Origin of the sequence: Cnuibacter sp. UC19_7 (assembly GCF_042699995.1) — a bacterium.
Taxonomy (GTDB): domain Bacteria; phylum Actinomycetota; class Actinomycetes; order Actinomycetales; family Microbacteriaceae; genus Cnuibacter.
In genome coordinates this window covers 1,088,293-1,111,751 of record NZ_CP170560.1, presented here as the reverse complement: position 1 = coordinate 1,111,751, position 23,459 = coordinate 1,088,293, and the positions used below count along the sequence as shown (strand labels likewise).

At 71.1% G+C, this 23,459-nt stretch carries 24 protein-coding genes; 16 read left to right on the top strand and 8 right to left on the bottom strand.

Annotated features, from left to right (window positions below; all coding sequences use genetic code 11):
• Positions 1-32: 32 nt before the first annotated feature.
• Together ACFJGV_RS05220 and ACFJGV_RS05215 are read left to right on the top strand one after the other, a co-directional pair.
• Positions 33-1,184, top strand: coding sequence for a branched-chain amino acid aminotransferase (locus ACFJGV_RS05220; protein WP_378147359.1), 1,152 nt, complete (start codon positions 33-35; stop codon positions 1,182-1,184).
• Positions 1,181-1,945: a fumarylacetoacetate hydrolase family protein gene (locus tag ACFJGV_RS05215; RefSeq protein ID WP_378147357.1), complete on the top strand. Its 765-nt coding sequence runs from the start codon at positions 1,181-1,183 to the stop codon at positions 1,943-1,945. The genes ACFJGV_RS05220 and ACFJGV_RS05215 overlap by 4 nt, the downstream gene beginning before the upstream one ends.
• A 13-nt stretch (positions 1,946-1,958) precedes the next feature.
• On the opposite strand, the gene ACFJGV_RS05210 is transcribed toward ACFJGV_RS05215, so the two are convergent.
• Positions 1,959-2,405 carry a MarR family winged helix-turn-helix transcriptional regulator gene (locus ACFJGV_RS05210; RefSeq protein WP_378147355.1) on the bottom strand — a complete coding sequence of 149 codons (447 nt, stop codon included), beginning with the start codon at positions 2,403-2,405 and terminating at the stop codon, positions 1,959-1,961.
• Between the two features lie 256 nt (positions 2,406-2,661).
• On the opposite strand from ACFJGV_RS05210, the gene ACFJGV_RS05205 reads away from it, so the two are divergent.
• Together ACFJGV_RS05205 and ACFJGV_RS05200 are read left to right on the top strand one after the other, a co-directional pair.
• On the top strand, positions 2,662-4,143 hold the full coding sequence (locus ACFJGV_RS05205) for an MDR family MFS transporter (protein ID WP_378147353.1): 1,482 nt from the start codon (positions 2,662-2,664) through the stop codon (positions 4,141-4,143).
• Positions 4,144-4,255: 112 nt separating this feature from the next.
• On the top strand, positions 4,256-5,788 hold the full coding sequence (locus ACFJGV_RS05200; protein ID WP_378147352.1) for an amino acid permease: 1,533 nt from the start codon (positions 4,256-4,258) through the stop codon (positions 5,786-5,788).
• Here ACFJGV_RS05200 and ACFJGV_RS05195 read toward each other — a convergent pair.
• Complete coding sequence (locus ACFJGV_RS05195; RefSeq protein ID WP_378147350.1) at positions 5,673-6,266, bottom strand: MaoC/PaaZ C-terminal domain-containing protein; 594 nt, start codon at positions 6,264-6,266, stop codon at positions 5,673-5,675. The genes ACFJGV_RS05200 and ACFJGV_RS05195 overlap by 116 nt on opposite strands.
• A gap of 25 nt (positions 6,267-6,291) precedes the next feature.
• Positions 6,292-7,131, bottom strand: a complete 840-nt coding sequence (locus ACFJGV_RS05190) for an SDR family oxidoreductase (RefSeq protein ID WP_378147349.1) — start codon at positions 7,129-7,131, stop codon at positions 6,292-6,294.
• Between the two features lie 90 nt (positions 7,132-7,221).
• Here ACFJGV_RS05190 and ACFJGV_RS05185 point away from each other — a divergent pair, with 90 nt between their 5' ends.
• A complete protein-coding gene (locus ACFJGV_RS05185; RefSeq protein WP_378147347.1) occupies positions 7,222-7,905 on the top strand; it encodes an esterase/lipase family protein in 684 nt (227 codons plus the stop codon).
• A gap of 64 nt (positions 7,906-7,969) precedes the next feature.
• On the opposite strand, the gene ACFJGV_RS05180 is transcribed toward ACFJGV_RS05185, so the two are convergent.
• Positions 7,970-9,226 (bottom strand): MFS transporter, encoded by a 1,257-nt coding sequence (locus ACFJGV_RS05180; protein WP_378147345.1) that lies wholly within the window; start codon positions 9,224-9,226, stop codon positions 7,970-7,972.
• An 82-nt stretch (positions 9,227-9,308) separates the two neighbouring features.
• Between ACFJGV_RS05180 and ACFJGV_RS05175 the strand changes: the two genes are divergently transcribed.
• From ACFJGV_RS05175 to ACFJGV_RS05165, 3 genes are read left to right on the top strand one after another with little or no spacing between them, the layout of a single operon-like run.
• Positions 9,309-10,187 carry a LysR family transcriptional regulator gene (locus tag ACFJGV_RS05175; protein ID WP_378147344.1) on the top strand — a complete coding sequence of 293 codons (879 nt, stop codon included), beginning with the start codon at positions 9,309-9,311 and terminating at the stop codon, positions 10,185-10,187.
• A 47-nt stretch (positions 10,188-10,234) separates the two neighbouring features.
• Entirely contained in the window at positions 10,235-10,975 is a 741-nt protein-coding gene (locus ACFJGV_RS05170) for a histidine phosphatase family protein (RefSeq protein WP_378147343.1), read from the top strand.
• Positions 10,959-11,831, top strand: coding sequence for an NAD(P)H-hydrate dehydratase (locus ACFJGV_RS05165; protein ID WP_378147342.1), 873 nt, complete (start codon positions 10,959-10,961; stop codon positions 11,829-11,831). Before ACFJGV_RS05170 ends, ACFJGV_RS05165 begins: the two co-directional genes overlap by 17 nt.
• Here ACFJGV_RS05165 and ACFJGV_RS05160 read toward each other — a convergent pair whose 3' ends face one another.
• Complete coding sequence (locus ACFJGV_RS05160; RefSeq protein ID WP_378147341.1) at positions 11,832-12,218, bottom strand: hypothetical protein; 387 nt, start codon at positions 12,216-12,218, stop codon at positions 11,832-11,834.
• A 92-nt stretch (positions 12,219-12,310) separates the two neighbouring features.
• Here ACFJGV_RS05160 and ACFJGV_RS05155 point away from each other — a divergent pair, with 92 nt between their 5' ends.
• From ACFJGV_RS05155 to ACFJGV_RS05130, 6 genes are all read left to right on the top strand, one after another.
• A complete protein-coding gene (locus ACFJGV_RS05155; RefSeq protein ID WP_378147340.1) occupies positions 12,311-12,562 on the top strand; it encodes a DUF3253 domain-containing protein in 252 nt (83 codons plus the stop codon).
• Positions 12,559-13,098: a 2'-5' RNA ligase family protein gene (locus ACFJGV_RS05150; RefSeq protein ID WP_378147338.1), complete on the top strand. Its 540-nt coding sequence runs from the start codon at positions 12,559-12,561 to the stop codon at positions 13,096-13,098. Before ACFJGV_RS05155 ends, ACFJGV_RS05150 begins: the two co-directional genes overlap by 4 nt.
• Before the next feature lie 9 nt (positions 13,099-13,107).
• On the top strand, positions 13,108-14,082 hold the full coding sequence (locus ACFJGV_RS05145; RefSeq protein ID WP_378147336.1) for a diacylglycerol/lipid kinase family protein: 975 nt from the start codon (positions 13,108-13,110) through the stop codon (positions 14,080-14,082).
• A 163-nt stretch (positions 14,083-14,245) separates the two neighbouring features.
• Positions 14,246-15,547 (top strand): hemolysin family protein, encoded by a 1,302-nt coding sequence (locus ACFJGV_RS05140; protein WP_378147335.1) that lies wholly within the window; start codon positions 14,246-14,248, stop codon positions 15,545-15,547.
• A gap of 122 nt (positions 15,548-15,669) precedes the next feature.
• Positions 15,670-16,452, top strand: a complete 783-nt coding sequence (locus ACFJGV_RS05135) for an ABC transporter ATP-binding protein (protein WP_378148637.1) — start codon at positions 15,670-15,672, stop codon at positions 16,450-16,452.
• Complete coding sequence (locus ACFJGV_RS05130; RefSeq protein WP_378147334.1) at positions 16,434-18,011, top strand: transporter; 1,578 nt, start codon at positions 16,434-16,436, stop codon at positions 18,009-18,011. The genes ACFJGV_RS05135 and ACFJGV_RS05130 overlap by 19 nt, the downstream gene beginning before the upstream one ends.
• Positions 18,012-18,041: 30 nt before the next feature.
• Here the strand turns inward: ACFJGV_RS05130 and ACFJGV_RS05125 are convergent, their stop codons facing one another.
• Entirely contained in the window at positions 18,042-18,860 is an 819-nt protein-coding gene (locus tag ACFJGV_RS05125; protein ID WP_378147333.1) for a DUF1206 domain-containing protein, read from the bottom strand.
• A gap of 94 nt (positions 18,861-18,954) precedes the next feature.
• On the opposite strand from ACFJGV_RS05125, the gene gltX reads away from it, so the two are divergent.
• A complete protein-coding gene (gltX, locus tag ACFJGV_RS05120) occupies positions 18,955-20,475 on the top strand; it encodes a glutamate--tRNA ligase (RefSeq protein WP_378147331.1) in 1,521 nt (506 codons plus the stop codon).
• Positions 20,472-21,443, top strand: a complete 972-nt coding sequence (locus ACFJGV_RS05115; RefSeq protein ID WP_378147330.1) for an NAD(P)/FAD-dependent oxidoreductase — start codon at positions 20,472-20,474, stop codon at positions 21,441-21,443. Before gltX ends, ACFJGV_RS05115 begins: the two co-directional genes overlap by 4 nt.
• A gap of 236 nt (positions 21,444-21,679) precedes the next feature.
• Here ACFJGV_RS05115 and ACFJGV_RS05110 read toward each other — a convergent pair whose 3' ends face one another.
• Positions 21,680-22,915, bottom strand: a complete 1,236-nt coding sequence (locus ACFJGV_RS05110) for an RNA polymerase sigma factor (protein ID WP_378147329.1) — start codon at positions 22,913-22,915, stop codon at positions 21,680-21,682.
• Positions 22,912-23,352 carry a YciI family protein gene (locus ACFJGV_RS05105; protein WP_378147328.1) on the bottom strand — a complete coding sequence of 147 codons (441 nt, stop codon included), beginning with the start codon at positions 23,350-23,352 and terminating at the stop codon, positions 22,912-22,914. Before ACFJGV_RS05105 ends, ACFJGV_RS05110 begins: the two co-directional genes overlap by 4 nt.
• Between the last annotated feature and the right edge of the window lie 107 nt (positions 23,353-23,459).

Genomic DNA, 23,459 nt, shown 5'->3' with positions numbered 1-23,459 from the left:
CACCGACGCAGCCCCGGCTGCAGGAGAAGATGATGACCCTCGCAGACACCACCACGTTCCCCCTCAGGTTCGAGCTCACCCCCTCGACCGATGCTCGGGAGGAGGCGGAGCGCGAGGTCATCCTGGCCGACCCCGGGTTCGGCCAGCACTTCACCGATCACATGATCTCGATCGACTGGACGATCCAGGACGGCTGGCACAACGCCTCCGTCGTCCCCTACGGACCGCTGCAGCTCGACCCCAGCGCCGCCGTGCTGCACTACGCGCAGGAGATCTTCGAGGGACTCAAGGCGTACCGGCACGAGGACGGCTCGATCTGGACGTTCCGCCCCGAGGAGAACGCGAAGCGCCTGCAGCGCTCCGCGCACCGCCTCGCGCTGCCCGAGCTGAGCGTCGACGACTTCATCGAGTCGCTCAAGCAGCTCATCGCCATCGACGGCGCCTGGGTGCCGAGCGCGCCCGAGACGAGCCTCTACATCCGCCCGTTCATGATCGCGAACGAGTCGTTCCTCGGCGTCCGCCCGTCGCAGAAGGTGGGCTACTACGTGATCGCCAGCCCCGCCGGGGCGTACTTCTCGGGTGGTGTCGCGCCGATCTCCATCTGGCTGTCGACCGAGTACTCGCGCGCCGGCCGCGGAGGCACGGGCGCCGCCAAGTGCGGCGGCAACTACGCCGCGTCGCTGCTGCCGCAGCAGGAGGCCTACGAGCACGGCTGCGCGCAGGTGCTCTTCCTCGACGGCGAGACCGGTTCGCACATCGACGAGCTCGGTGGCATGAACATCTTCTTCGTGCGCAGCGACAACACGATCATGACCCCGCGGCTGTCAGGGACGATCCTCGAGGGGATCACCCGCGACAGCATCCTGCAGATCGCCCGAGACCGCGGCATGGAGGTCGAGGAGCGCGACATCACGATCGACGAGTGGCGCGAGGGGCTCGAGTCGGGGCTCATCACCGAGGTGTTCGTGTGCGGCACCGCCGCGGTGATCGCGCCGGTCGCCGCGCTGAAGTCGGGCGAGTTCACGATCGGCGACGAGAACGCCCAGGCGGGCGAGCTCACGATGTCGATCCGCAAGGAGCTCACCGACATCCAGTACGGTCGCATCCCCGACCGTCACGGCTGGCTCACCCGTCTCGACGAGCCCGGAGCGGGCGCAGACGCCGGGTCGGGGGCGGGCGCATGAAGGTCGCGCGGTTCAGCCACGACGGCGCCATCGACTTCGGCATCCTCGACGAGGACGAGCAGGAGCTCGTCGTCCTGAAGTCCGACCCGCTCTTCGCCGGCCTCGATACCACGGGCGAGCGCGTTCCCCTCGCCGCCGCGAAGCTGCTCGCGCCCGTGATCCCGCGCTCGAAGGTGGTGGCGGTGGGCCGCAACTACCGCGCCCACGCGGCCGAGTTCGGCAACGACGTGCCGGCCGAGCCGATGCTGTTCTTCAAGCCGAACACCTCGGTGATCGGGCCGGGCGACACGATCGTGCGCCCGAGGGGATCCGAGCAGGTCGACTTCGAGGGTGAGCTCGCCGTCGTGGTCGGCGCCGTCGCCCGCCACGTCCGCGCCTCCGACGCCCACGCGGTGATCTTCGGCTACACGGTCGGCAACGACGTGTCGGCCCGCGACTGGCAGCGGTCCGACGGGCAGTGGGCCCGCGCGAAGGGCTTCGACACCTCCTGCCCGCTCGGCCCGTTCATCGAGACCGACCTCGACGTCTCGACCTCCCGCGTGCGCTCGAGCGTCAACGGCGAGCTCAAGCAGGATGCGCCGTTCACCGACATGGTGCACGACGTCGCGAAGGTCATCGAGTACGCCTCGGCGGTGTTCACCCTCCTGCCCGGCGACGTGATCCTCACCGGCACGCCCGCGGGCGTGGGTCCGATCGTCGCGGGTGACCGCGTCGACATCGAGATCGACGGCATCGGCATCCTGTCGAACCCGGTCGCCTGACGCGAAGCGGCGGCTACTCGGTCAGTTCGGGGGAGTTGACGCCCGCAGCCTTCTCGAACGCCTCGATCGCGGCGGCGATGGTGGCGTACTCGGCATCATCGAGCTCCTCGAAGACCTCGAGCACGCGCTGGGCGCGCGCGGAGCGCGCGTTCTGCACCTCGGCGGCGCCGAGCTCGGTGGTCTCGACGAAGAAGGAGCGTCCGTCGTCGGGGTCGGCGGTGCGCGAGACGTAGCCGCGGGACTCGAGGTCGGCGAGGATGCGCGTCACCGTGGGGGCGGCGACCTTCTCGGCGCGGGCGAGGTCGCCGGGGCGGATGGGGGCGAAGCGCGCGATCGTGGCGAGCGCGGACAGCTGCCCCGGGGTGATGTCGGCCCCCGAGGAGCGGATGCGGCGGTTGAGGCGACCCGCGGCCAGGGCGAGTCGCGCGGCGACCTCGGCGCGGTCGGGATGGTCGGTCATCAGGCTTTTCTCTCGGCGAGGGGGACAGGCACGGCAGCGGCCTTGGTCGAGTCTTCCATATGGTCGCGTCTGAGGGCGCAGGCCTCACGGGGGCTGGCGCTCGTCCGTGAGATGTGTACACTGTTCACATGCTTCTCTCTCGCTGACCTCGGTGCCGGATGCGTGTGTCGCGGAATTCCGTCCCCGTCCGGCAGGTTGTCCTCCCTGTTCCCCTTCCTCTCCTCTTCTCACGCCTCCAGCGACGGGACACTCCTCAGTGACTGAAAGCACCCTGCCCGACAGCCGACTCGCCGGCGCCGAGCTCGACGCCCCCGACGACGAGCGCCACGCCGGCCGCAACCGGCTCGTCATCAACATCCTCATCGTCTCGGCGTTCGTCGTCATCCTGAACGAGACGATCATGGGTGTCGCCCTGCCGCACCTCATGGCCGACTTCCAGATCACGGCCAACGCGGCGCAGTGGCTCACGACGGCGTTCATGCTCACCATGGCCGTCGTCATCCCGATCACCGGCTTCCTCATCCAGCGGTTCCACACCCGTCAGGTCTTCATCGCCGCGATGGCGCTGTTCAGCCTCGGCACGCTCGTCGCCGCGGTGGCTCCGGGCTTCGAGGTGCTGCTCGTCGCGCGCGTGGTGCAGGCGCTCGGCACCGCGATCATGATGCCGCTGCTCATGACCACCGTGATGACGCTCGTCCCCGCGCAGACCCGCGGCCGCACGATGGGCAACATCTCGATCGTCATCTCCGTGGCGCCGGCGATCGGGCCGACGATCTCGGGGCTCATCCTGTCGGCGCTGTCGTGGCGCTTCATGTTCATCCTCGTGCTCCCGATCGCGGTCGCGGCGCTCGTGATCGGCGCCATGCGCATCCAGAACGTCACCGTGCCCAAGCGGGTGCCGATCGACGTGCTGTCGGTCGTGCTCTCGGCCTTCGCCTTCGGCGGCCTCGTGTTCGGGCTGTCGAGCCTCGGCGAGTCGGCCGCCGGCGGCATGCCCGGGTGGGTGCCGCTCGTGGTGGGCGGGGTCGCGCTGGCCGCGTTCGTCGTGCGCCAGCTCGTGCTGCAGCGCTCCGATCGGGCCCTGCTCGACCTGCGCACCTTCACCCACCGCACCTTCACCGTCTCGGTGCTGATGTTCGCGATCAGCATGATGGCTTTGTTCGGCACGATCATCCTCCTGCCGCTCTACATGCAGGGCGTGCTGGGTCTCGACACCCTCGCGAGCGGCCTGCTCCTGCTGCCCGGCGGCCTGCTCATGGGTCTGCTGAGCCCGGTGGTGGGAAGGCTCTATGACCGGTTCGGTCCGCGGCCGCTCCTCATCCCCGGGTCGATCGTGCTGAGCGCGGTGCTGTGGTCGCTCACGCAGGTGTCGGTCTCGACGCCGTGGTGGGCGCTGCTGCTGGCCCACATCGGGCTGAGCGCGGCGCTGGCCTTCATGTTCACGCCGCTGTTCACGGCGAGCCTCGGCTCGCTGCGTCCGTCGCTGTACTCGCACGGCAGCGCCGTGGTGGGCACGGTGCAGCAGGTGGCCGGAGCGGCCGGGACGGCGCTGTTCATCTCGGTGATGTCGGTCGTCGCGGCCACGCAGGGCGCCGCCGGCGCCGACGCCGTGTCCGCTCAAGCCGACGGCATCGCCACGGCGTTCACGTACGGCGCGGTCATCTCGCTGTTCGGGATCGTGGCGGCCTTCTTCGTCCGGCGTCCGGCCGACAGCGGCGCCCCCGCCATGGGGCACTGACCGTCGATCGTCGCGGCACGCCTGCGCCGCCGCTCCTCTTCCCGCGCTCTGCGCGCGCCAGGTCCTAGGCTGACCTGGCGCGCGCAGACGAGCGTGCGCCGGAGGAGAAGCGATGACCGACGAGCGAGAGCAGCGTCCAGCCCAGGGTCAGGAGCCTGCAGCGACGAAGGCCCCTGAGGACGCCTCGGGCTTCGCCGCCGAGCAGGCCGGCTACCACAAGGGACTGAAGCCGCGTCAGCTGCAGATGATCGCGATCGGCGGGGCCATCGGCACCGGGCTCTTCCTCGGCGCCGGCGGCCGTCTGGCCGCGGCGGGACCTGTGCTCGTGGTCGTCTACGCCGTGTGCGGCTTCTTCGCGTTCCTCATCCTCCGCGCGCTGGGGGAGCTGGTGCTGCATCGCCCGTCGTCGGGATCGTTCGTCTCGTACGCCCGTGAGTTCCTGGGCGAGAAGGCGGCGTTCGTCTCGGGGTGGATGTACTTCCTCAACTGGGCGATGACCGCCATCGTCGACTGCACCGCCGCGGCGCTCTACGTGCAGTTCTGGTCGGTGTTCACCGATGTGCCCCAGTGGCTTCTCGCGCTCATCGCTCTGGCCCTCGTGCTCACGGTCAACCTCGTCTCGGTGAAGGTGTTCGGCGAGCTCGAGTTCTGGTTCGCCCTCATCAAGGTCGTGGCGCTCGTCACCTTCCTGATCGTCGGGGCGGTCTTCCTCGGATTCGGCTGGCCGACGGATGCCGGGCCCACGGGTCTGACGATGCTCGCCCAGAACGGCGGATTCATCCCGAACGGGATCATCCCAGCCGTGGTCATGGTGCAGGGTGTGATCTTCGCCTACGCCGCGATCGAGCTCGTCGGCACGGCGGCGGGGGAGACCCCGAACCCCGAGAAGGTGATGCCGAGGGCCATCAACTCCGTCATCATCCGGGTCGCGGTGTTCTACGTGGGCTCGGTGCTCCTCCTCGCGCTGCTGCTCCCCTCCACCGTCTACTCGGCAGACCAGAGCCCGTTCGTGACGTTCTTCTCGCACATCGGCTCGCCCGAGGCGGCGGCGATCGCGGGCTCGGTGATGAACTTCGTCGTGCTCACCGCCGCTCTGTCGAGCCTCAACGCCGGCCTGTACTCGACGGGACGCATCCTGCACTCGATGTCGCTCAACGGCGCGGCTCCCCGCTTCACGTCGCGGATGAACAAGGCGGGCGTGCCGTACGGCGGCATCCTCCTCACGGTCGCCATCGCCCTGGTCGGGGTCGGTCTCAACGCCGTCCTGCCCGAGCAGGCCTTCGAGATCGTGCTCAACGTCTCGGCCCTCGGCATCGTCTCGAGCTGGGCCACGATCGTGCTCTGCCAGATCCAGCTGCAGCGCTGGGCGAAGCAGGGCAAGCTGACGCGCCCGTCGTTCCGGCTCTTCGGGGCGCCGTTCACGTCGTACCTGACGCTGGTGTTCCTGCTCGCCGTGCTGGTGCTTATGGCGTTCGACTACCCGGTCGGGACGTTCACCATCTCGTCGCTGGTCGTCGTGATCCCGCTGCTCATCGTGGGCTGGTTCGTCTACCGGGGGAGGATCCTCGAGGCGGCGCGGCGCCGCGAGGGCTACACGGGAGCGTACCCGGTGATCGCGAACCCGCCGCACGACCCGAAGAGGTAGGGCGGGAGGCGCGGCGCCCGCTCAGTCGATCGCAGCGTCGCGGGTGAGCACCATGAGGTCCATCCGCCCCCTCCTGCACGACCTCGTCGCGCTGATTGCGCAGGGTCACCACACGTTCGAGGATGCCCGTGGTACCGCTCGAGGTGAGTCGCATCCCCTGGATGCGGACCGTGCAGGTGAGGGTGTCGCCGATGAACACCGGGGCGGTGAAGCGCCACCCGTCGATGCCGAGGAGCGCGACCGCGCTGCCCTCGAAGACGCCCGTGCGCGAGATGAGCCCGAGGCACAGCGACGCGCCGAGCATGCCGTGGACGACGCGTCGGCCGTAGCGGGTGCGCGACGCGAACTCGACGTCGGTGTGCACCTGGTTGTTGTCGCCCGTCCACGCGGCGAACGACACGACGTCGGCCTCGGTGATCGTGCGCCCGGGCGTGATGAACTCCTGACCCGGTTCGAAGTCCTCGTAGTGAAGGGGCATCCGCCCATTCAAGCAGTGGCGGCCGTCAGGCGCGGCGCCACTCGTCGCTGACGATGTGCGAACCGCCCTGCGGGCCCATGAGCAGCATGCCACCGTCGGCGACGATGCTCGCGCCGGTGACGTAGCTCGCCGCCGGGCTCGCCAGGAACGCGACCACAGCGCCGATCTCGGCGGAGGTGCCGGAGCGTCCGAGCGGGATGCCCGGCCGGTGCGTCGAGAGCGCCTCCTCCTCGGTCATGTCGTTCATGGGCGTCGCGATCTCGCCGGGCGCGACGGCGTTCACGGTGATGCCGAACTCCGCCAGCTCGAGCGCCATGGTCTTGAGGAGACCGCCGAGCCCGTGCTTCGCGGCGTCATAGGCGCTGAACCCCACCCGCGGCTGGTGCTCGTGCACGCTCGTCACGCCGATGATCCGTCCGCCGGAGCCCTGCTCCACCATGTGACGCGCGGCCCGCTGCATGCAGACGAACGCGCCGGTCAGGTCGGCGGCGATCACGGTGTCCCACTGCTCGACGTCGACCTCGAGGAAGTGCGCGGCCGATCCCATCCCCGCGTTGTTGACGAAGACGTCGACGGAGCCGAGCTCGCGCACCAGCTCGTCGATCGTCACACCCGCGGCCGCCGCATCCGTGGTGTCGAGCTGCGCGACGACGGCGCGGCCGCCGCGGGCCCGCACCTCGGCGGCGGTGTCCTGGGCGCCTCCCTCGTCGCTGTGCCACGTGATGCCGACGTCGAGTCCCGCCTCGGCGAGGGCGATGGCCGTGGCGCGGCCGATGCCCGAGTCGGATCCGGTGACGATCGCGCGCAGCGGCTCGAACCGGTCGGAGGGGGAGAGCGGGCGGGTGGACTCGCTGATGTTGCTCATGCCGTTCACGGTAGGCACACTCCGCCCCGGTTGCCCATCCCTGCGGCGGCCGCAGTGGGCGCTGAGACCTCGGAGGGGCAGGCTGGGAGGGTGACGGATCTGGTGCGATCGGCGGCCTGGCTGGCCCGCGATCTCGCCACCGCGGCCCGGCTGCAGGCGGAGGGGGTCCTGCGACTGGAGTCGCCTGACGACTTCGCGTCGGGATCCCGGCGCCCCGTCCTGGCCGTGCCGGGCGTCTACGAGACCTGGCGGTTCATGCTCCCGCTGGTGCGGCTGCTGCACAAGCGCGGCCATCCCGTGCACGTGCTGCCCGACCTCGCGCACAACAGCAGGCCGATCGCCGACTCCGCCGAGCTGGTGATGAGCATCGTCGAGCGGCTCGACCTCGAGGACGTCTTCGTCGTGGCCCACAGTAAGGGGGGCTTGATCGGCAAGTACGCGATGGTCCTCCTCGATCCCGCCGAGCGGATCACGCGGATGCTCGCGGTGGCGACGCCGTTCTCCGGGTCGCGTCTCGCCACGATCGCGCCTTCGCGGGCGCTGCGGGCCTTCCGGGCGAACGACCCGGTCACGCAGCTGCTGGTGGCCGAAGCGGAGGTCAACTCCCGGATCACGTCGATCTACCCCGCCCAGGATCCGCTGGTGCCCGAGGGCAGCGAGCTGCCGGGAGCCGACAACATCCGGCTGCCGATCGGCGGGCACTGGGCGCCGATCGTGCATCCGACGACGCTCGCCGTGGCGGTCGCGCTGGCGGGCGACGAGCCGCTCCGCTGAGCGCGGCCGTCCCGCGCCCCGGCGGGCACGGCACGGCCGCGGGCGGCGGCAGGCGGCAGGCGGCTCAGGCCTGGCGACGCGACAGCGCGAGCACGCCCAGCACCACGACCGCGGCGGCGACGACCGCGAAGCCGAGCACCGCGGCGCTCTGCGGCACGCTGAGCACAGCGATCCCGATGCCGAGCACGGGCACCACGAGCCCCAGGTACCCCGCGAGGAAGATGCCGGCGAGGGTCTCGCCGCGGTGCGCGGGCGAGGCGAGGCGCCCGGCGGTGGCGAGGCTGGCCTTGAAGAGGATGCCGGCGCCGGCGCCGGCCAGGATCCCGCCCGTGATGACGAGGGCGAGCGATGACGCGAGGAGCGAGGTGGTCACCCCGGCCAGCCCGAGGACGAGGAGCGCGGTGCCGAGCGCGAGCTGACGTGACGCCGCCAGACGTCCGACGAGCAGCTGGCTCACGGCGGCCGACCCGAACACGAGCGCGACCACGACACCGGAGACGGCGCGATCGGTGATGCCCAGGCGTCCCGCGAGCAGCACCGGGGCGAGCGACGAGAACAGTCCGAACACCGAGAACGCGCCGAACGCGATGGCGGCCGCCGCGAAGAACGCGCCCCGACCGGAACGGGGCACCGCGATCCGCTGGGGCCGGTACGGGCGCGAGGTGCCCGCGGGCACGGTCTCGGGCACCAGTGCCATCCCCACCAGGGCGCCGAGCAGCACGACGATGAAGACCACGTACGGCGTCACCAGGGGGAACGCGACGAACTGCGTGAGCAGGCCGGAGACGAGCGAGCCGATCGCGAAGCCGCCCATGTTCGCGCCCGTCGACAGCAGGCCGGCGCGCGACGGATCGGCGCCGGGGTGCGCCCGCGTGAAGAGCTCGGTGATGTGCGCCGTGGCGGTGGCCGTGATCATCCCGATCCCGATGCCGCAGAGCACCCTCGCGACCAGCAGCCCGGGCAGGTCGTTCCACACGATGAAGGCCACGGCCGACACGACCTCGATCGCCAGAGCGGGCACGAGGATGCGCTTCCGCCCCACCCAGTCGCTCACGTGACCGAGGAGGAACAGGCTCAGGATGACGCCGACGGCGTAGGCCGCGAAGGCGATCGTGATGACGAAGGTCGAGAACCCGTCCTGCTGCTGGTACACCGGCCAGAGCGGTGTCGGCACCACGGAGAACGCCATGGCCGAGAGGAAGGCGAAGGCGACCACCCAGGTGCCGGAGGCGTGGCCGATCCGACGCGGGCGGTGGAGGGTGGCGCGCGCGGGCACGGACGTCTGGGAGGGAAGGCTGCCGGTGGGGAGGGTCGAAGTCACCCTGCAAGGATGCGCGCTGTCTTCGATCGTGTCCAACGCTGATACACGATGGCGACGATCGTCTTCTGCGATGATGGAGTGCATGGAGATCCGCCAGATCGAGACCTTCCTCGCCGTCGCCCGCGCACTCAACTTCACTCGCGCCGCGGAGACGCTGCACACGGCGCAGTCCGCGGTCTCGGCGACCGTGCAGGGGTTGGAACGCGAGCTCGGTCTCGAGCTCTTCGACCGGAGTGCGCGGCGCATCGTGCTCACGCCGGCGGGGGAGGCCCTGGTGCCCCGCGCGATCGACCTCCTCGACGCGGCGCAGGCGGCGAAGGATGCGGTGGCCGACGCGGCGGGCCGCGTGACCGGATCACTGCGCATCGGCTTCATGGCCTCGGTGACCCTCTACGACATCCCGCGCCTGCTCGGGCGCTTCGGGCGGATGCACGGCGATGTCGCCATCAGCCTCCTGACCTCCCCTCACGGCACCAGCGGCCTCGCCGACATGCTGCGGAGCGGCGAGATCGACGTCGCGTTCCTCGCGGCGGGCACCGGACTCGAGGCGAGCATCCGGTCGAAGACCCTGGCAGCGTCGCCGCTGGTGCTCGCCCTGCCCGAGGGTCACCGGTTCATCGGGCGGTCGAGGGTGAGCCTCGCCGACGCCGTGGGCGAGGCGCTCATCGACTTCCCGAGCGGGTTCGGCAACCGCACCATCGTCGACCGCAGGATCGCGCAGGCGGGGCTCAGCCGCACCGTCAGGTTCGAGACGAACGACATCGCGGATGCGGCCGAGCTCGTGCGCAACGGGCTGGGGGCCGCCTTCCTCCCGCGGTTCGTGGTCGATCGACGCGAACCGCTCCCGTGGGTCGAGGTCACCGGACTCGACGCGGAGCTCGCCGTCGCGATCGCGGTGTCGAGCGAGCGGCGGCTCCCGGAGGCCGCTCGGCGGCTGTGGGGTCTGGCACTCGCCGACTGAGCGCAACCCCGGTGCCGGGCTCACGACGTCGTCGTAGCGTCGTCACCATGGGTTCAAAAGAGCTGTGGCTGATCCGGCACGGTGAGAGCGAGGCGAACGTGGCCGCGATGCACGCGGAGCGATCCGGGGCCGAGGTGATCGAGGCGCCCGCGCGCGACGCCGACGTGGCGCTGTCGGAGCTCGGCATCGAGCAGGCCCGGGCGGTCGGCGTCTGGCTCCGCGAGAACGCGCATCAGGGCGTGCCGACGTCGGCCTGGGTGTCGCCCTACGTCCGCGCCCGCCAGACCCTCGGTGCCGCCCTGGCGGAGGCCGGGCTCGACCTCGAACCCCGCCAGGATGAGCGCATCCGTGATCGCGAGCTCGGCGTGCTCGACCTGCTCACCTCGCTCGGCGTCGACGTCCGATTCCCCGACGAGGCCGCGCGGCGGCGGTGGCTCGGCAAGTTCTACTACCGCCCACCGGGTGGCGAGTCGTGGGCGGATGTGGCGCTCCGCATCCGCTCGTTCCTGCGCGATCTCGACGACACCGACGACGGCGGGGTCTCGCTCGTCGTCGCGCACGACGCCGTCATCATGCTCTTCCTCTACGTCTGCGACGGCCTCGCCGAGGAGGAGCTCCTCGACTTCGCCCACCATCACACGGTCGGCAACGCGACCGTCACCCGACTCGTGCGCCCCACCGGAGAAGGACGCTGGAGCGTGGGCGTGTTCGCCGATGCCGAGCACCTCGAGCGGGTGGGCGTCACGGCGACCGAACACGGAGGTGATCAGGATGCCGACATCCACTGAGCAGGTGGTGACACCCGACCTGCTGAGGGCGTGGCCGCTCCCTGAAGCGGGCGACTCGAAGTACGGCCGCGGCCAGGTGGTCGTGGTCGGCGGCGCCCGGCGATCGCCGGGGGCGGCCGCGCTCGCGGCGGAGGCCGCGCTGCGGGTGGGAGCGGGCCGCCTCACCGTCGCCACCGCGGCCTCGGTCGCGCCGCAGCTGTCGATCGCGCTGCCCGAGTGCGGCGTCGCGTTCCTCCTCGAGACCGACGACGGGCACATCGTCGGGGGCGACCTCGGCCCGGCCGTGCCGGATCTCGAGAGCGCCGACTGCGTGCTCGTCGGGCCGGGACTCGACGACGCCGACCAGGCCGCCGCGACGGTCCTCAGCGTCATCCGGGCCGTGAGCGACGAGGCCATCGTGGTCGTCGACGCCTTCGGTCTCGGGGCCCTGCCCGGTCTGGTCGACGAGGTGCAGGAGGTGCGAGGCCGGCTGATCCTCACGCCCAACCGCCAGGAGGCGGGCATCCTGCTCGGCCGCGATCCCGGTGACGACGAGGCGGCGGACGTGCTCGAGATCGCCGATCGGTACGGGGCCGCCGTCACCTGCTACGGCGTCGTGGCCTCGGTCGAAGGCGAGGTGTGGCGCGTCGGCACGGGATCATCCGGCCTGGCGACGTCGGGCAGCGGGGACGTGCTCGGCGGCGCCGTGGCGGGACTGGCCGCGCGGGGGTGCAACCCGGCGCAGGCCGCCGTCTGGGCGACCTACGGCCATGCGGCGGCGGGGGACCGGCTCTCGGTGGGCGTCGGTCCGCTGGGGTACCTCGCCCGGGAGCTGCTGCCCGAGCTGCCCCGCGTGCTCGTCGAGGTCGGGGGCTGATCAGGCGGCGGCGAAGATCTTGACCTTGTTGATCGCGCCGTAGAGCGCCGCCAGCAGGGCGACGAACGGCACGAGTATGCGCAGCGTGTAGGAGAGCGCGGTGATGTCGAGGAAGTCGCCCACCGCGAACGCGGCGATCGCGAGCACACCGAAGACCAGGGTGTTGCGGAGCGGACGCGGCCACGTGACGGCCGTGACGGCGAAGCCGACCGAGGCGAACACGATGCCGGTGTCGATGAGGAAGGCGCCGAGCTCGGCCCACTGGATGTTCGGGGCGATGATCCACAGCGCGATGGCGATCAGCCAGAAGAGCACGAAGATGAGGCCCTTGAGCGGCGTCGCCACGACGTTGCCACCGGGGGTCTCCTGCGCGACCGGGTCCTTCACGATGTTGCTCCTCGTCGTCGATGAGGCCGCCTGCGCAGCCGGGGTCCACTCTACCGGGTCGCGGTCGGCGCCGAAGGGAGTGTGATGGACGTGTGGCACACGACGATCCCGACTGGCGGAAGGTCATCCTCGACCTGCTCGAGCAGAGGTCGGAGGGGGCGACGATCTGCCCGTCCGACGCCGCTCGGGCCGCGGGCGGAGAGCACTGGCGCGACCGGATGGACGACGTGCGAGAGGCGGCACGGGGTCTCGTCGCCGAGGGCGAGGTCGACATCACCCAGCACGGCGAGGTCGTCGACCCGTCCTCGGTCCGCGGCCCCATCCGCCTCCGGCGGCGACGATGAGGAGCGTGGAGCTCACCCTCGATGAGGAGGGTGACGCGGCGGTGCGACTCGACTGGGCCCGGCTCTCGGAGGCCGGGCTGCCCAGCCTCGCGGACCACACGGGACCGACCAACCGCCCCCACGTCACCCTCGCCGCGGGAGACGTGCTGGAGGTCGAATCCGATCTGCTGGCGTCGGAACTGGCGGGCGCGCTTCCCGCGACGCTGACGTTCTCGGGCCTGCTCCTGTTCGGCGCTCGGGGCGGACGGTTCGTGCTCGTGCGGGCGCTCGTCGTCTCGCCCGAGCTCGTCGAGCTCCACCGGACGGTGGCGAAGCGCGTCGGGGGAGCGGTGCCGAACTCGCAGCCCGGGGCGTGGACCCCGCACATCACCCTGGCCAGGCGCCTCACGCCCGGACAGGTGGCCGTGGCGCTCGAGGCGCTCGACCCGTCGCACCCCGCCGTGCTCGCGGACGCGTGCCGGTGGTGGATCGGTGACGTCAAGGAGGTGCGGGACATCGTCGGACGGGGCACAGTGGGGGAGAATCCGACGAATTGAGGGGGACGCGTGACTGAAGCACGGTTCGCGGCGCTGATCTACAACCCGGTGAAGGTCGACCTCGACGCTCTGAAGGCGGCGGTGGCCGCCGAGGAGGCTGCCACCGGCTGGGCCGAGACGCTCTGGCTCGAGACCTCGCAGGAGGACCCGGGGCCGGGTCAGGCGCGGGAGGCGATCGAGCGTGGCGCCGCCGTGGTCATCGCGGCCGGCGGCGACGGCACCGTCCGCGCCGTGGCGCAGGAGCTGCGCGGGACCGGGATCCCGCTCGCGCTGCTGCCCTCCGGCACGGGCAACCTGCTCGCCCGCAACCTCGATCTCACGCTCGGCGACCCGGTGAACGCCATCTCCACGGCGTTCCGCGGCGACGACCGCCCGATCGACGTGGGTGTCATCGACATCCGCGACGAGGGGGGCGACGTGTCACGGTACGCCTACCTCGTGATGGCCGGGTTCGGACTCGACGCGAAGATGCTCGCGAACACCGACGACGATCTCAAGGCGAAGGCGGGATGGCTCGCGTACGTCAAGGCCATCGTGCAGGTGCTGCGCGACCGCAACGAGCTCCGGTTCCGCTACCGCCTCGACGACACCCCGGCGCGTACCGTGCGAGCGCACACGATCATGATCGGCAACTGCGGGTCACTGCCGGCGAACATCCTGCTTCTGCCCGAGGCGGCCATCGACGACGGCGAGTTCGACATCGTCGTGCTGCGGCCCGAGGGCTTCATCGGCTGGGTGCAGATCACGCTCAAGGTGTTCTGGGAGAACGGGGTCCTGCGTCGCACGTCGGCCGGCCGTCGCTTCCTCTCGAACGGGGAGCGCGAGATCCGGGCGCTCAACTACCTGAAGGGCCGTCGGCTGACGATGCGCCTGTCTCGCCCTGAGGACATCGAGCTCGACGGCGACGGGTTCGGCAAGGCCACGGCCATCCGCACCTGGGTCGACTCGAGGTCGCTCGTCGTGAAGGTGCCGGCCGACGCCTGAGGTCTTCCGGCGGCGGGCGAGGGGCACGACGGGACACAGCCGGCTCAAATGGAGTCCGGCTACCGTCGATGAGCATGACGCGCACAGCCGAACAGACGTCCGACTGCCATAGTCCCGGCGCCCGGGTGACCCCGGGCGCAACCCGAACAGTCGAGGCCCGCCGGTGAACGGCGATCTCCTCCTGAACATCGTCCTCGTGGTGGTGTTCGTGCTCATCGGCGGTGTCTTCGCCGCCACCGAGATGGCGCTGGTCACCCTCCGCGACAGTCAGATCTCGGCCCTCGCACAGCGTGGGCGCCGCGGCGGCAAGGTCGCCGAGCTCGCCCGCAATCCGAACCGCTTCCTCTCCGCCGTGCAGATCGGCGTGACCGTCGCCGGGTTCGCCTCGGCCGCGTACGGGGCGTCGTCGATCGCGCCGTCCGTCGTGCCGGTGCTCATCGGATGGGGGCTGCCGGAGTCGGCCGCCTCGACCGTGGCGACGATCGCGCTCACGCTCGTGATCGCCTACCTGTCGCTCGTGCTCGGCGAGCTGGTGCCCAAGCGGCTCGCCATCCAGCGCAACGCGCAGTTCTCGTACGCTGTGGCGCCGGTGCTCAGCGGGTTCGCCTCGCTGATGCGCCCTGTCATCTGGCTGCTCTCGGTCTCGACGAACGCGCTCGTGCGCCTCCTCGGCGGCGATCCGCACAAGACGGGCGAGGAGATGACCGACGAGGAGCTCCGCGACATCGTCTCGAGCCACGAGGGTCTGCCGGAGGACGAGCGCCGCATCCTCGACGACGTGCTCTCGCTCCGCGGCCGCCAGGTCAGCGAGGTGATGCGGCCTCGGCCCGAGGTGATCGCGCTCGACGCCGCGGGCCTGGTGGGTGACGCCGTGCAGACGGTCGCGGATCAGCCGTACTCGCGGTACCCCGTGCGCGACGCCTCCATCGACGACATCGTCGGGTTCGTGCACGTCCGCGACCTCTACGACGCCGTCCACGGCGACCCCGCGCGTCCGCTCGCCTCGATCACCCGCTCGATCGCCTACGTGCCCTCGACCGCGACCGTCCTCGCGACGCTCACCGGGATGCGCGCCCAGGGCGATCACATCGCCGTGGTGATCGACGAGTACGGCGGCACCGACGGCATCGTCACGCTCGAGGACCTGATCGAGGAGGTCGTGGGCGAGATCTTCGACGAATACGACACCGAGACGACGTCCGGCGGCATCGACGTCGTCGACGGCCTCGTCGACGGCCGGCTCAACCTCACCGACTTCGAAGAGGTCACCGGGCTGGCGCTCGAGCGCGGGTCCTCCGAGACCGTCGCGGGCTTCGTGACCGAGCGCCTCGGGCGTCTCGCGGCCGTCGGCGACCAGGTGGAGGTGCCGGGCGGCGTGCTCGAGGTCGTGCAGATCGATCGGCGCCGGATCTCGCAGGTCCGCGTGGTGCGTCGCGAGGATGAGCCGGTGACCGTCGCGTCCTGACGGCACGGCGAGTCGGGTTGCCCTGCGCGACGCGAGCCGATTGGGTTGATGGACCGGCCGGATGACGGCCGGGCACGAATGAGGGGACACGCGTGACCGATCAAGCCCTGCCCGCGACGGGCATCCCGACACCGACACCGGCCGACACCTCGTTGCCGGCGCTCGAGCTCACCGGGCTCTCGAAGCGATTCGGGCAGAAGGTCGCCGTCGACGATCTCAGCCTCACCGTTCCGACCGGGTCCTTCTACGGCCTCGTGGGCCCGAACGGAGCGGGGAAGACCACCACGCTCTCGATGGCGACCGGACTGCTCCGGCCCGACGCCGGCCGCGCGCTGGTGCACGGCGTCGACATGTGGGCCGAGCCGCTCAAGGCGAAGGCGCTGCTCGGCAACCTCGCCGACGGCGTGAAGCTGTTCGACCGCCTCACCGGCGAGCAGCTCATCACCTACAACGGCATGCTGTTCGGCCTCGACCGCGCCACCGTCGCGGCCCGCGCGGCCGATCTGCTGAGGCTGCTCGACCTCGAGAGCGCGGCGGGCACGGTCGTCGTCGACTACTCCGCCGGCATGACGAAGAAGATCGCTTTGGCCTGCGCGCTTGTGCACGCCCCGCGCATCCTGGTGCTCGACGAGCCGTTCGAGTCGGTCGACCCGGTGTCGGCGGCGAACATCCGCGACATCCTCACCTCCTACGTCCGCGACGGCGGGACCGTCATCGTCTCGAGCCACGTCATGGACCTCGTGCAGCGGATGTGCGACCACGTCGCCGTGGTCTCGAACGGACGTGTTCTCGCGGCCGGCACGGTCGACGAGGTGCGCGGCACCTCGTCGCTCGAGGACAGGTTCGTCGAGCTCGTCGGCGGCCGCCACCACGCGGAGGGCCCCGAATGGTTGCGACACTCGTAAGGCTGCGCTTCCGCATCCTGGGCAACAACCTCAAGAGGAGCACGTGGCAGCTGATCGCCACGATCCTCGGCGGGCTGTATGCGCTCGGCATGCTCGGAGCGCTCCTCATCGGATTGATCTTCGCCGGCCAGGTCGGCGATCCGCGCCTGATCGGCGTGGGCATCGTGATCGGCGGCTCGCTGCTCACCTTCGGGTGGCTCGTCGGACCGCTGCTCATCGGCGGGGTCGACCAGACCCTCGAGCCGGCCCGGCTCGCGCAGTACCCGATCCCGCTGCGCACCCTGCTCGTCGGCATCACCATCGCCGGCATGCTGGGCATTCCCGCGCTGGTGAGCCTCATCGCCGGGCTCGGCACGGTCGCGGCGTGGATCAAGGTCCCCGCGGCCGCCATCGCGACGGTGCCCTGCGCGATCCTCGGCGTGCTCATCGCGGTCGTGGCGTCGCGGACGGTCGCCGCGCTGTCGGCGAGCCTCCAGTCGAGCCGCCGCTACCGCGAGCTCAGCAGCGTCATCATCATGTTCGTCGTGATCCTGATCTATCCCGCGATCCTCGTGTTCACGCAGGGGTCGGGCACGTTCTTCGACACCCTCCCCGGGCTCGCGAACGGGCTCGGGTGGACCCCGCTCGGCGCTGCGTGGGCCGTCCCGGCGGCTCTCGCGGGGGGTGACTGGGTCGGCGCCCTGCTCCGACTCCTCATCGCCCTGGCCACGGTCGTGCTGCTGTTCGTGCTGTGGCGGCGTGCGCTCGCGTCGGCGCTCGTCACCCCGCCGTCGGCCGAGATCAAGCGGGTCGCCCGCGGCAAGATCGGCGCCTTCGCGCTCGTGCCGCAGACGCCCGCCGGTGCGGTCATGGCCCGGTGCCTCACATACTGGCGGCGAGACCCCCGGTACGGTCAGCAGTTGATCTCGGTGCCGCTGATGTTCGTGATCCTCTGGTTCTACTCGACCATCAACGACGGAGCGCCGTTCCTCATGTGGGCCGGTCCGGTGGTCGGGTTCCTCCTGGCGATGGTGCTCGTCACCGACATCTCCTACGACGGCACCGCGTTCGCGACGCACCTCATCGACGGCGTGCGGGGCCGCGACGACCGCCTCGGGCGCGTCGGCGCCGCCGCGCTCATCGCCGTGCCGCTGACGCTCGTCGTCGCGATCCTCGGGGTGGGACTCACCGGCGAGTGGTCGCGGCTGCCCGCCCTGCTGGGGCTGTCGCTCGGCGCTCTGCTCACGGGCTACGGCGCCGCGAGCGTCTCGAGCGCCCGCTTCGTCATGGCGGTGAAGCAGGCCGGCGACAACCCGTTCAAGTCCACGCCGGGGGCCGGCTTCACGCAGGGGCTGCAGACGTTCGCGGTCTGGGGCATCGTGCTCCTGCTGCTCTCGCCCGCGATCGTGCTCACCGTGCTCGATCTCGTGATCGGCCCGGTGTTCGGCTGGTTCGCCCTGCTGGCCGGCCTCGTCATCGGGATCGTCGTGCTGATCATCGGCATCCGCGTGGGCGGCCGGCTGCTCGAGAGCACCGGTCCGACCCTGCTGGCTCAGCTCAAGCGGATGCGCAACGCCTGAATCGCCGTCCGTGTCCGGTGGGCCGTCTGATCACAGACGCGCCCACCGGGCACGCGCACCGAGGTAGACGCCGTAGGCGATGAGCCCGACGCCCACGGCCGAGAGCACGACGACGCCGTAGGGCAGCCCGGCGAGCGCCTTCAGCGCGCCGTCGAGACCCGATGCCTGCTCGGAGTCGTTCGTGACCGCCGCGACGACGAAGAGCACGCCGACCACGCCGAGGGCGATGCCCTTCGCGACGTACCCGACCACGCCGAGCGTCACGACCACCGTGCCGACGGGCCTCGGCGGCACCGTGAGCTGCTTCTTGAAGCCCTGGCGCACGCCGATGACGACGAACGACACCCCCGCAATGAAGACGCCGATCCCGATCGCGATCACCAGGAACACCCCACCGGGCGAGGCCAGGAGCGTGGCGCTCATCGACGAGGTGGACTCCGACGAACTGGAGTCGGACCCGAGCGCCACCGAGAGCGCGGTGCCTCCGATCACGAGGTACACGACGGCCTTCGCCCACTCGCCGATGCGCTTGCCCCAGCGCTTCTTCGCATCGTCCTGGCGCACCAGGACGCCGGCGATGATCTGCCACAGAGCGAGGGCGAACAACCCGATCACGACGATCCAGAGCACGGCATAGCCGGCCGGATGCGACGAGAGCTGCTTCAGCGCGCCCGACTGGTCGGCCTCCTGCGACCCTCCCGCGCCCACGGCGACGGCGATCGCGATGATCCCGATCAGGATGTGGAGCAGTCCGTTCACGGCGTAGCCCGTACGGGCGAGGATCTTGACCACGGGGTTGTCCTCGACCGTCCGCGCCGCTGACCTTGCTGTTCCCGATGCGGTTCCCATGCGCTCCAGCCTGGTCCAGCCGGCCAGGGTCGCACAGGGGGCCGGTGCCCGGAGCATGGCCGGGGAAATGGCGGCCCCGTAGAATCGTGGGGACATGAGCACCGACATCCATCCCTGGTCGACTGCCACCGGCAGCGACGTCCGCGTCCGCTTCTGCCCGAGCCCCACCGGCACGCCGCACGTCGGTCTGGTGCGGACGGCGCTCTTCAACTGGGCCTACGCCCGGCACACCGGCGGCACGTTCGTGTTCCGCATCGAGGACACAGACGCTGCGCGCGATTCGCAGGAGAGCTTCGACCAGATCATCGACGCCCTCACCTGGCTGGGGCTCGACTGGGACGAGGGCGTGAACGTCGGTGGGCCTCACGGCCCGTACCGCCAGTCGGAGCGCTACGACACGTACACCGACATCATCGAGCGGCTCAAGGCCGCGGGGCACGTCTACGAGAGCTACTCGACGGCCGAGGAGATCGACGCCCGCAACGAGGCCGCGGGCCGCGCGAAGCAGCTCGGGTACGACAACCACGACCGCGACCTCACCGACGAGCAGCGGGCTGCGTTCCGAGCGGAGGGCCGCGCGCCGGCGCTGCGCCTCCGGGTGCCGGACGAGGACCTGTCGTTCACCGACCTCGTGCGCGGCGAGATCACCTTCCCCGCCGGGTCGTTCCCCGACTTCGTGGTGGTGCGCCCCAACGGGCATCCGCTGTACACCCTCGTGAACCCGGTCGACGACGCGCTCATGGGCATCACCCACGTGCTCCGCGGCGAAGACCTCCTCTCGTCGACGCCACGGCAGATCGCGCTCTACCGTGCCCTGATCGACATCGGCGCGACCACCTTCGTGCCGCGGTTCGGTCACCTCCCGTACGTGATGGGCGAGGGCAATAAGAAGCTGTCGAAGCGCGACCCCGAGTCGAACCTGTTCCACCACCGTGATCGGGGCTTCATCCCCGAGGGGCTCATCAACTACCTCGCCCTTCTCGGCTGGTCGATCGCCGCCGACCGCGACGTGTTCTCGATCGACGAGATGGTCGCCGCGTTCGACGTGGCCGATGTGCTCCCCAACCCAGCCCGCTTCGACCTGGCGAAGGCCGAGGCGATCAACGGCGACCACATCCGCCTGCTCGACGTCGGCGACTTCGCCGAGCGCATGATCCCGTACCTGCAGAACGCGGGTGTGCTCGGCGAGGAGGTGCCCAGCGAGCAGCGCGCGGTGCTCAGCGAGCTGGCGCCGCTGGTGCAGACGCGGATGGCGCTGCTCGGCGAGGCGCCCGCCCTGCTGGGCTCGTTCTTCCGCACCGCCGACGAGCTCGAGTACGACGAGGCCGCGGTGTCGTCGCTCGGCGAGAACGCCGGTCTCGTGCTGGCCGCCGCCATCGAGGCGCTCGAGGTGGTGCCCGAGTCGGAGTGGCAGCACGAGCGCATTCAGGGGGCACTGGCCGGGGCGCTCATCGAGGGCCTCGGGATGAAGCCGCGTGTGGCGTACGGTCCGCTCCGGGTCGCGCTCTCGGGGCGCCGGGTGTCGCCGCCGCTGTTCGAGTCGATGCAGATCCTCGGCAAGGCGGAGACGGTCGCCCGTCTCGCCCGACTCGCCGGCGAACGCGCCCAGGCATGAGCGGGGTCACGAACGTCGATCCCGGCGCACAGCCCGTTCCGGGCTTCGCCGGAGACGACTACGAGATCGTGATCATCGGCGGCGGTCCGGCCGGGCTGTCCGCCGGGCTCAACCTCGTGCGCCAGCGCCGACGGGCCCTGATCCTCGACAGCAACCGGCCGCGCCACTCCGCGACGCTCGTGTCGCACGGCTTCCTCACCCGCGACGGCGTCTCGCCGCTCGAGCTCCGCGGCCTCGGCCGGGAGGAGTTCTCCGGGTACCCCACCGCCGAGTTCCACCAGGGCCTGGTGTCGTCGATCGCGCCCCGCGACGACGAGGGCTGGTTCGCGATCTCCTCCCGCGGTGTGCGCGGTTCCGCCGACCGCGCGGTCCGCGCCCGGGTGGTGCTGCTCGCGAGCGGGCTGGCCGAGACGCTTCCGGCGTTGCCCAGCATCCGTGCGTACTACGGCACGGCGCTGCACAGCTGCATCGAATGCGACGCGTTCGACAAGAGCCACGCGCCGCTCGCCCTCCTCGGCGACACCGCCGACCTCTACGAGCGCGCGGTGCTCATCTCGCAGGTGACCGACGACCTCATCGTCTTCACGCTCGGTTCCGGTGCGGTGAGCGACGACGAGGAGGCCGACCTGGTCGCGCGTGGTGTGCGCGTGGAGCGCGCCGAGGTGTCCGACGTCGCGGGTGACCGCTCCGGCATGACGGGCGTCGTGCTCGCCGACGGCTCGGTCGTGCCGCGCACTGGCGGCTTCGTCCGCCCGCACTGGTCGGCCCCCCTGGAGTTCGCCGAGGCGCTCGGCCTCGCGCGCGACCCGGAGGGCTTCGTCGCGGTCGACGCTGCGGGCCGCACGAGCGTGCCCGGCGTCTGGGCCGCGGGCGACATCACCCCGCCCGGCCCGCAGCAGCTCATCGTCGCCGCCGGCGCCGGCGCCCGCGCCGCCGCCGCGGTCAACCGCGCCCTCCTGGGCCTGTAGCCCGCGTCCGACGCGCGCCGCGCGTAGCGCGCGCTCCTGCTCGTCGAGTACCCCCAGGGAAAGCGCTTCCGCAAGCCCTGCAACCGCTCTCATCCGGTGTGCTCAAACCGACCGAATCCGAGCGCACCCGGAAAGAGCGCTTTCCGCTCACTCGGAAGCGCTTTCCTCGGGGGTACTCGCGGGACGGTGCGGCGTCACGGGCGTCACGGGCGTCACGGACGGCACGAGTGGCGCGGCTACAGGGCGGCGCGCTTCTGCTCCAGGACGGCGCGGGTGCGGGCGTTGTGCGCGAGGGCGGCGGCGGTGGCGAGCTCCGAGCGGGCCTCCTCCGTGCGGCCCAGCTGCACCAGCAGCTCGCCGCGCACGCTGGGCAGCAGGTACGAGCCGCGGAGGGCGCCCTCGTCGGCGAGCCGGTCGACGATGAGCAGGGCGGATGCGGGTCCCGTCGCGCGCGAGACGGCCACGGCCCGGTTCAGGTCGACGACCGGGTTGGGGGCGAGGCGGCCGAGCGCCTCGTAGAGCAGCACGATCCGCTCCCAGTCCGTCTCCGCTGTGGTCGGTGCGGTCGCGTGGCACTCGGCGATCGCGGCCTGCAGGCCGTAGGCGCCGCGCCCGCGGCCGAGCGCATCCGCACGTCGCAGGGCGACACGACCTCGTTCGATCTGCGCGCGATCCCACCGGGCGCGGTCCTGGTCGTCGAGCAGGATGGGGGTGCCGTCGGGCGCGGCGCGCGCGGCGAACCGCGACGACTGCAGCTCCATGAGCGCCACGAGGGCGTGCGCTTCCGGCTCACGGGGCAGCAGCCCGGCGACCACCCGCCCCAGGCGCAGCGCCTCGTCGGCGAGCTCGACGCGCATCCACCGGTCGCCGCTCGTCGCCGAGTACCCCTCCGTGTAGACGAGATAGACCACGCCGAGCACCGCCGAGAGCCGCGCTCGCCACTCGGCCGGCTCGGGCGTCTCGAAAGGCACGGAGGCGGCGGCGAGCGTCTTCTTCGCCCGCACGATGCGCTGCTGCACGGTGGCGACCGGGACCATGAACAGGCGGGCGATCTCCTCCGTGCTCAGGCCGGCGACCACACGCAGCGTGAGCGCGATCTGCGCCTCCTTCGACAGCACCGGGTGGCACGCGGTGAAGACGAGTCGGAGCACGTCGTCGTCGATCGGCTCCCAGTGGTCGTCGACGTGCTCCTCGAGTTCCACCGCTATCGCGCGATGACGATCGTCGAGGCGCTCACGGCGGCGCCATGCGTCGATGAGGCGACGCCTGCCCACCGTGGTGAGCCAGGCACCGGGGTTCTCGGGCATCCCACCGTCGGGCCAGGAGCGGAGTGCCTCGACGAAGGCCTCCTGCGCGAGGTCCTCCGCGAGACCGAGGTCGCCGCACGCGGCGGCGAGCGTGGCGACGATCCGGCCGCCCTCGATGCGCCAGACGGCGTCGAGGGCGCGTCGGACGTCGCTCTCCGGGGTCACGGCGCCTCGGCGGCCTTCGCCTCGGCCGCACGCCACTCGGTCTCCTTCTGGATGAACTCGTTGTCGGTGAAGTCCGCGAAGTCGGACTCGTCGGTCACCCGGCGCACCTCGAGCTTCGAGCCCGGGCCGAGCGGGCAGCGCTTCGCCCATTCCGCAGCCTCCTCCTTCGACGAGACCTGGATGATCCAGAACCCGTTGAACAGCTCGTGGATCTCGCCGTACGGGCCGTCGGTCACCGCCGGCGGCTCGGCCGCGAAGTCGACCACGAAGCCGGTCGTGGCGACATCCTCGGCCAGGCCCTCGCCGGCGAGCAGGACGCCGGCCTTGATCATCTCCTCGTTGTACCGACCCATCCGGGTGATCACCTCGTCGAACGGGATGTCCTTGTACGCCTCGACGGCAGCGGGGGTCGCGCGCATGATGAGCATGTACTTCATGGTGTTCTCCTGTCGTGTGAGGCGCGTCGTGCGCCCTTCTACTATCCCGTCGAACGAGCGGGCGCTCGATCGACACGACGGGAGAAACTTCCTCGGCGGATCGCCGA

What these genes read in the sequence shown, in the direction of transcription:
- ACFJGV_RS05130 (WP_378147334.1), top strand. Translation starts at nt 16,434, where the DNA reads ATGGTTGCGACACTCGTAAGGCTGCGCTTCCGCATCCTGGGCAACAAC.
- ACFJGV_RS05195 (WP_378147350.1), bottom strand. Translation starts at nt 6,266, where the DNA reads ATGCCCCTTCACTACGAGGACTTCGAACCGGGTCAGGAGTTCATCACG.
- ACFJGV_RS05115 (WP_378147330.1), top strand. Translation starts at nt 20,472, where the DNA reads ATGAGCGGGGTCACGAACGTCGATCCCGGCGCACAGCCCGTTCCGGGC.
- ACFJGV_RS05175 (WP_378147344.1), top strand. Translation starts at nt 9,309, where the DNA reads ATGGAGATCCGCCAGATCGAGACCTTCCTCGCCGTCGCCCGCGCACTC.
- ACFJGV_RS05150 (WP_378147338.1), top strand. Translation starts at nt 12,559, where the DNA reads ATGAGGAGCGTGGAGCTCACCCTCGATGAGGAGGGTGACGCGGCGGTG.
- ACFJGV_RS05170 (WP_378147343.1), top strand. Translation starts at nt 10,235, where the DNA reads ATGGGTTCAAAAGAGCTGTGGCTGATCCGGCACGGTGAGAGCGAGGCG.
- ACFJGV_RS05220 (WP_378147359.1), top strand. Translation starts at nt 33, where the DNA reads ATGACCCTCGCAGACACCACCACGTTCCCCCTCAGGTTCGAGCTCACC.
- ACFJGV_RS05215 (WP_378147357.1), top strand. Translation starts at nt 1,181, where the DNA reads ATGAAGGTCGCGCGGTTCAGCCACGACGGCGCCATCGACTTCGGCATC.
- ACFJGV_RS05190 (WP_378147349.1), bottom strand. Translation starts at nt 7,131, where the DNA reads ATGAGCAACATCAGCGAGTCCACCCGCCCGCTCTCCCCCTCCGACCGG.
- ACFJGV_RS05105 (WP_378147328.1), bottom strand. Translation starts at nt 23,352, where the DNA reads ATGAAGTACATGCTCATCATGCGCGCGACCCCCGCTGCCGTCGAGGCG.
- gltX (WP_378147331.1), top strand. Translation starts at nt 18,955, where the DNA reads ATGAGCACCGACATCCATCCCTGGTCGACTGCCACCGGCAGCGACGTC.
- ACFJGV_RS05125 (WP_378147333.1), bottom strand. Translation starts at nt 18,860, where the DNA reads ATGGGAACCGCATCGGGAACAGCAAGGTCAGCGGCGCGGACGGTCGAG.
- ACFJGV_RS05210 (WP_378147355.1), bottom strand. Translation starts at nt 2,405, where the DNA reads ATGACCGACCATCCCGACCGCGCCGAGGTCGCCGCGCGACTCGCCCTG.
- ACFJGV_RS05200 (WP_378147352.1), top strand. Translation starts at nt 4,256, where the DNA reads ATGACCGACGAGCGAGAGCAGCGTCCAGCCCAGGGTCAGGAGCCTGCA.
- ACFJGV_RS05165 (WP_378147342.1), top strand. Translation starts at nt 10,959, where the DNA reads ATGCCGACATCCACTGAGCAGGTGGTGACACCCGACCTGCTGAGGGCG.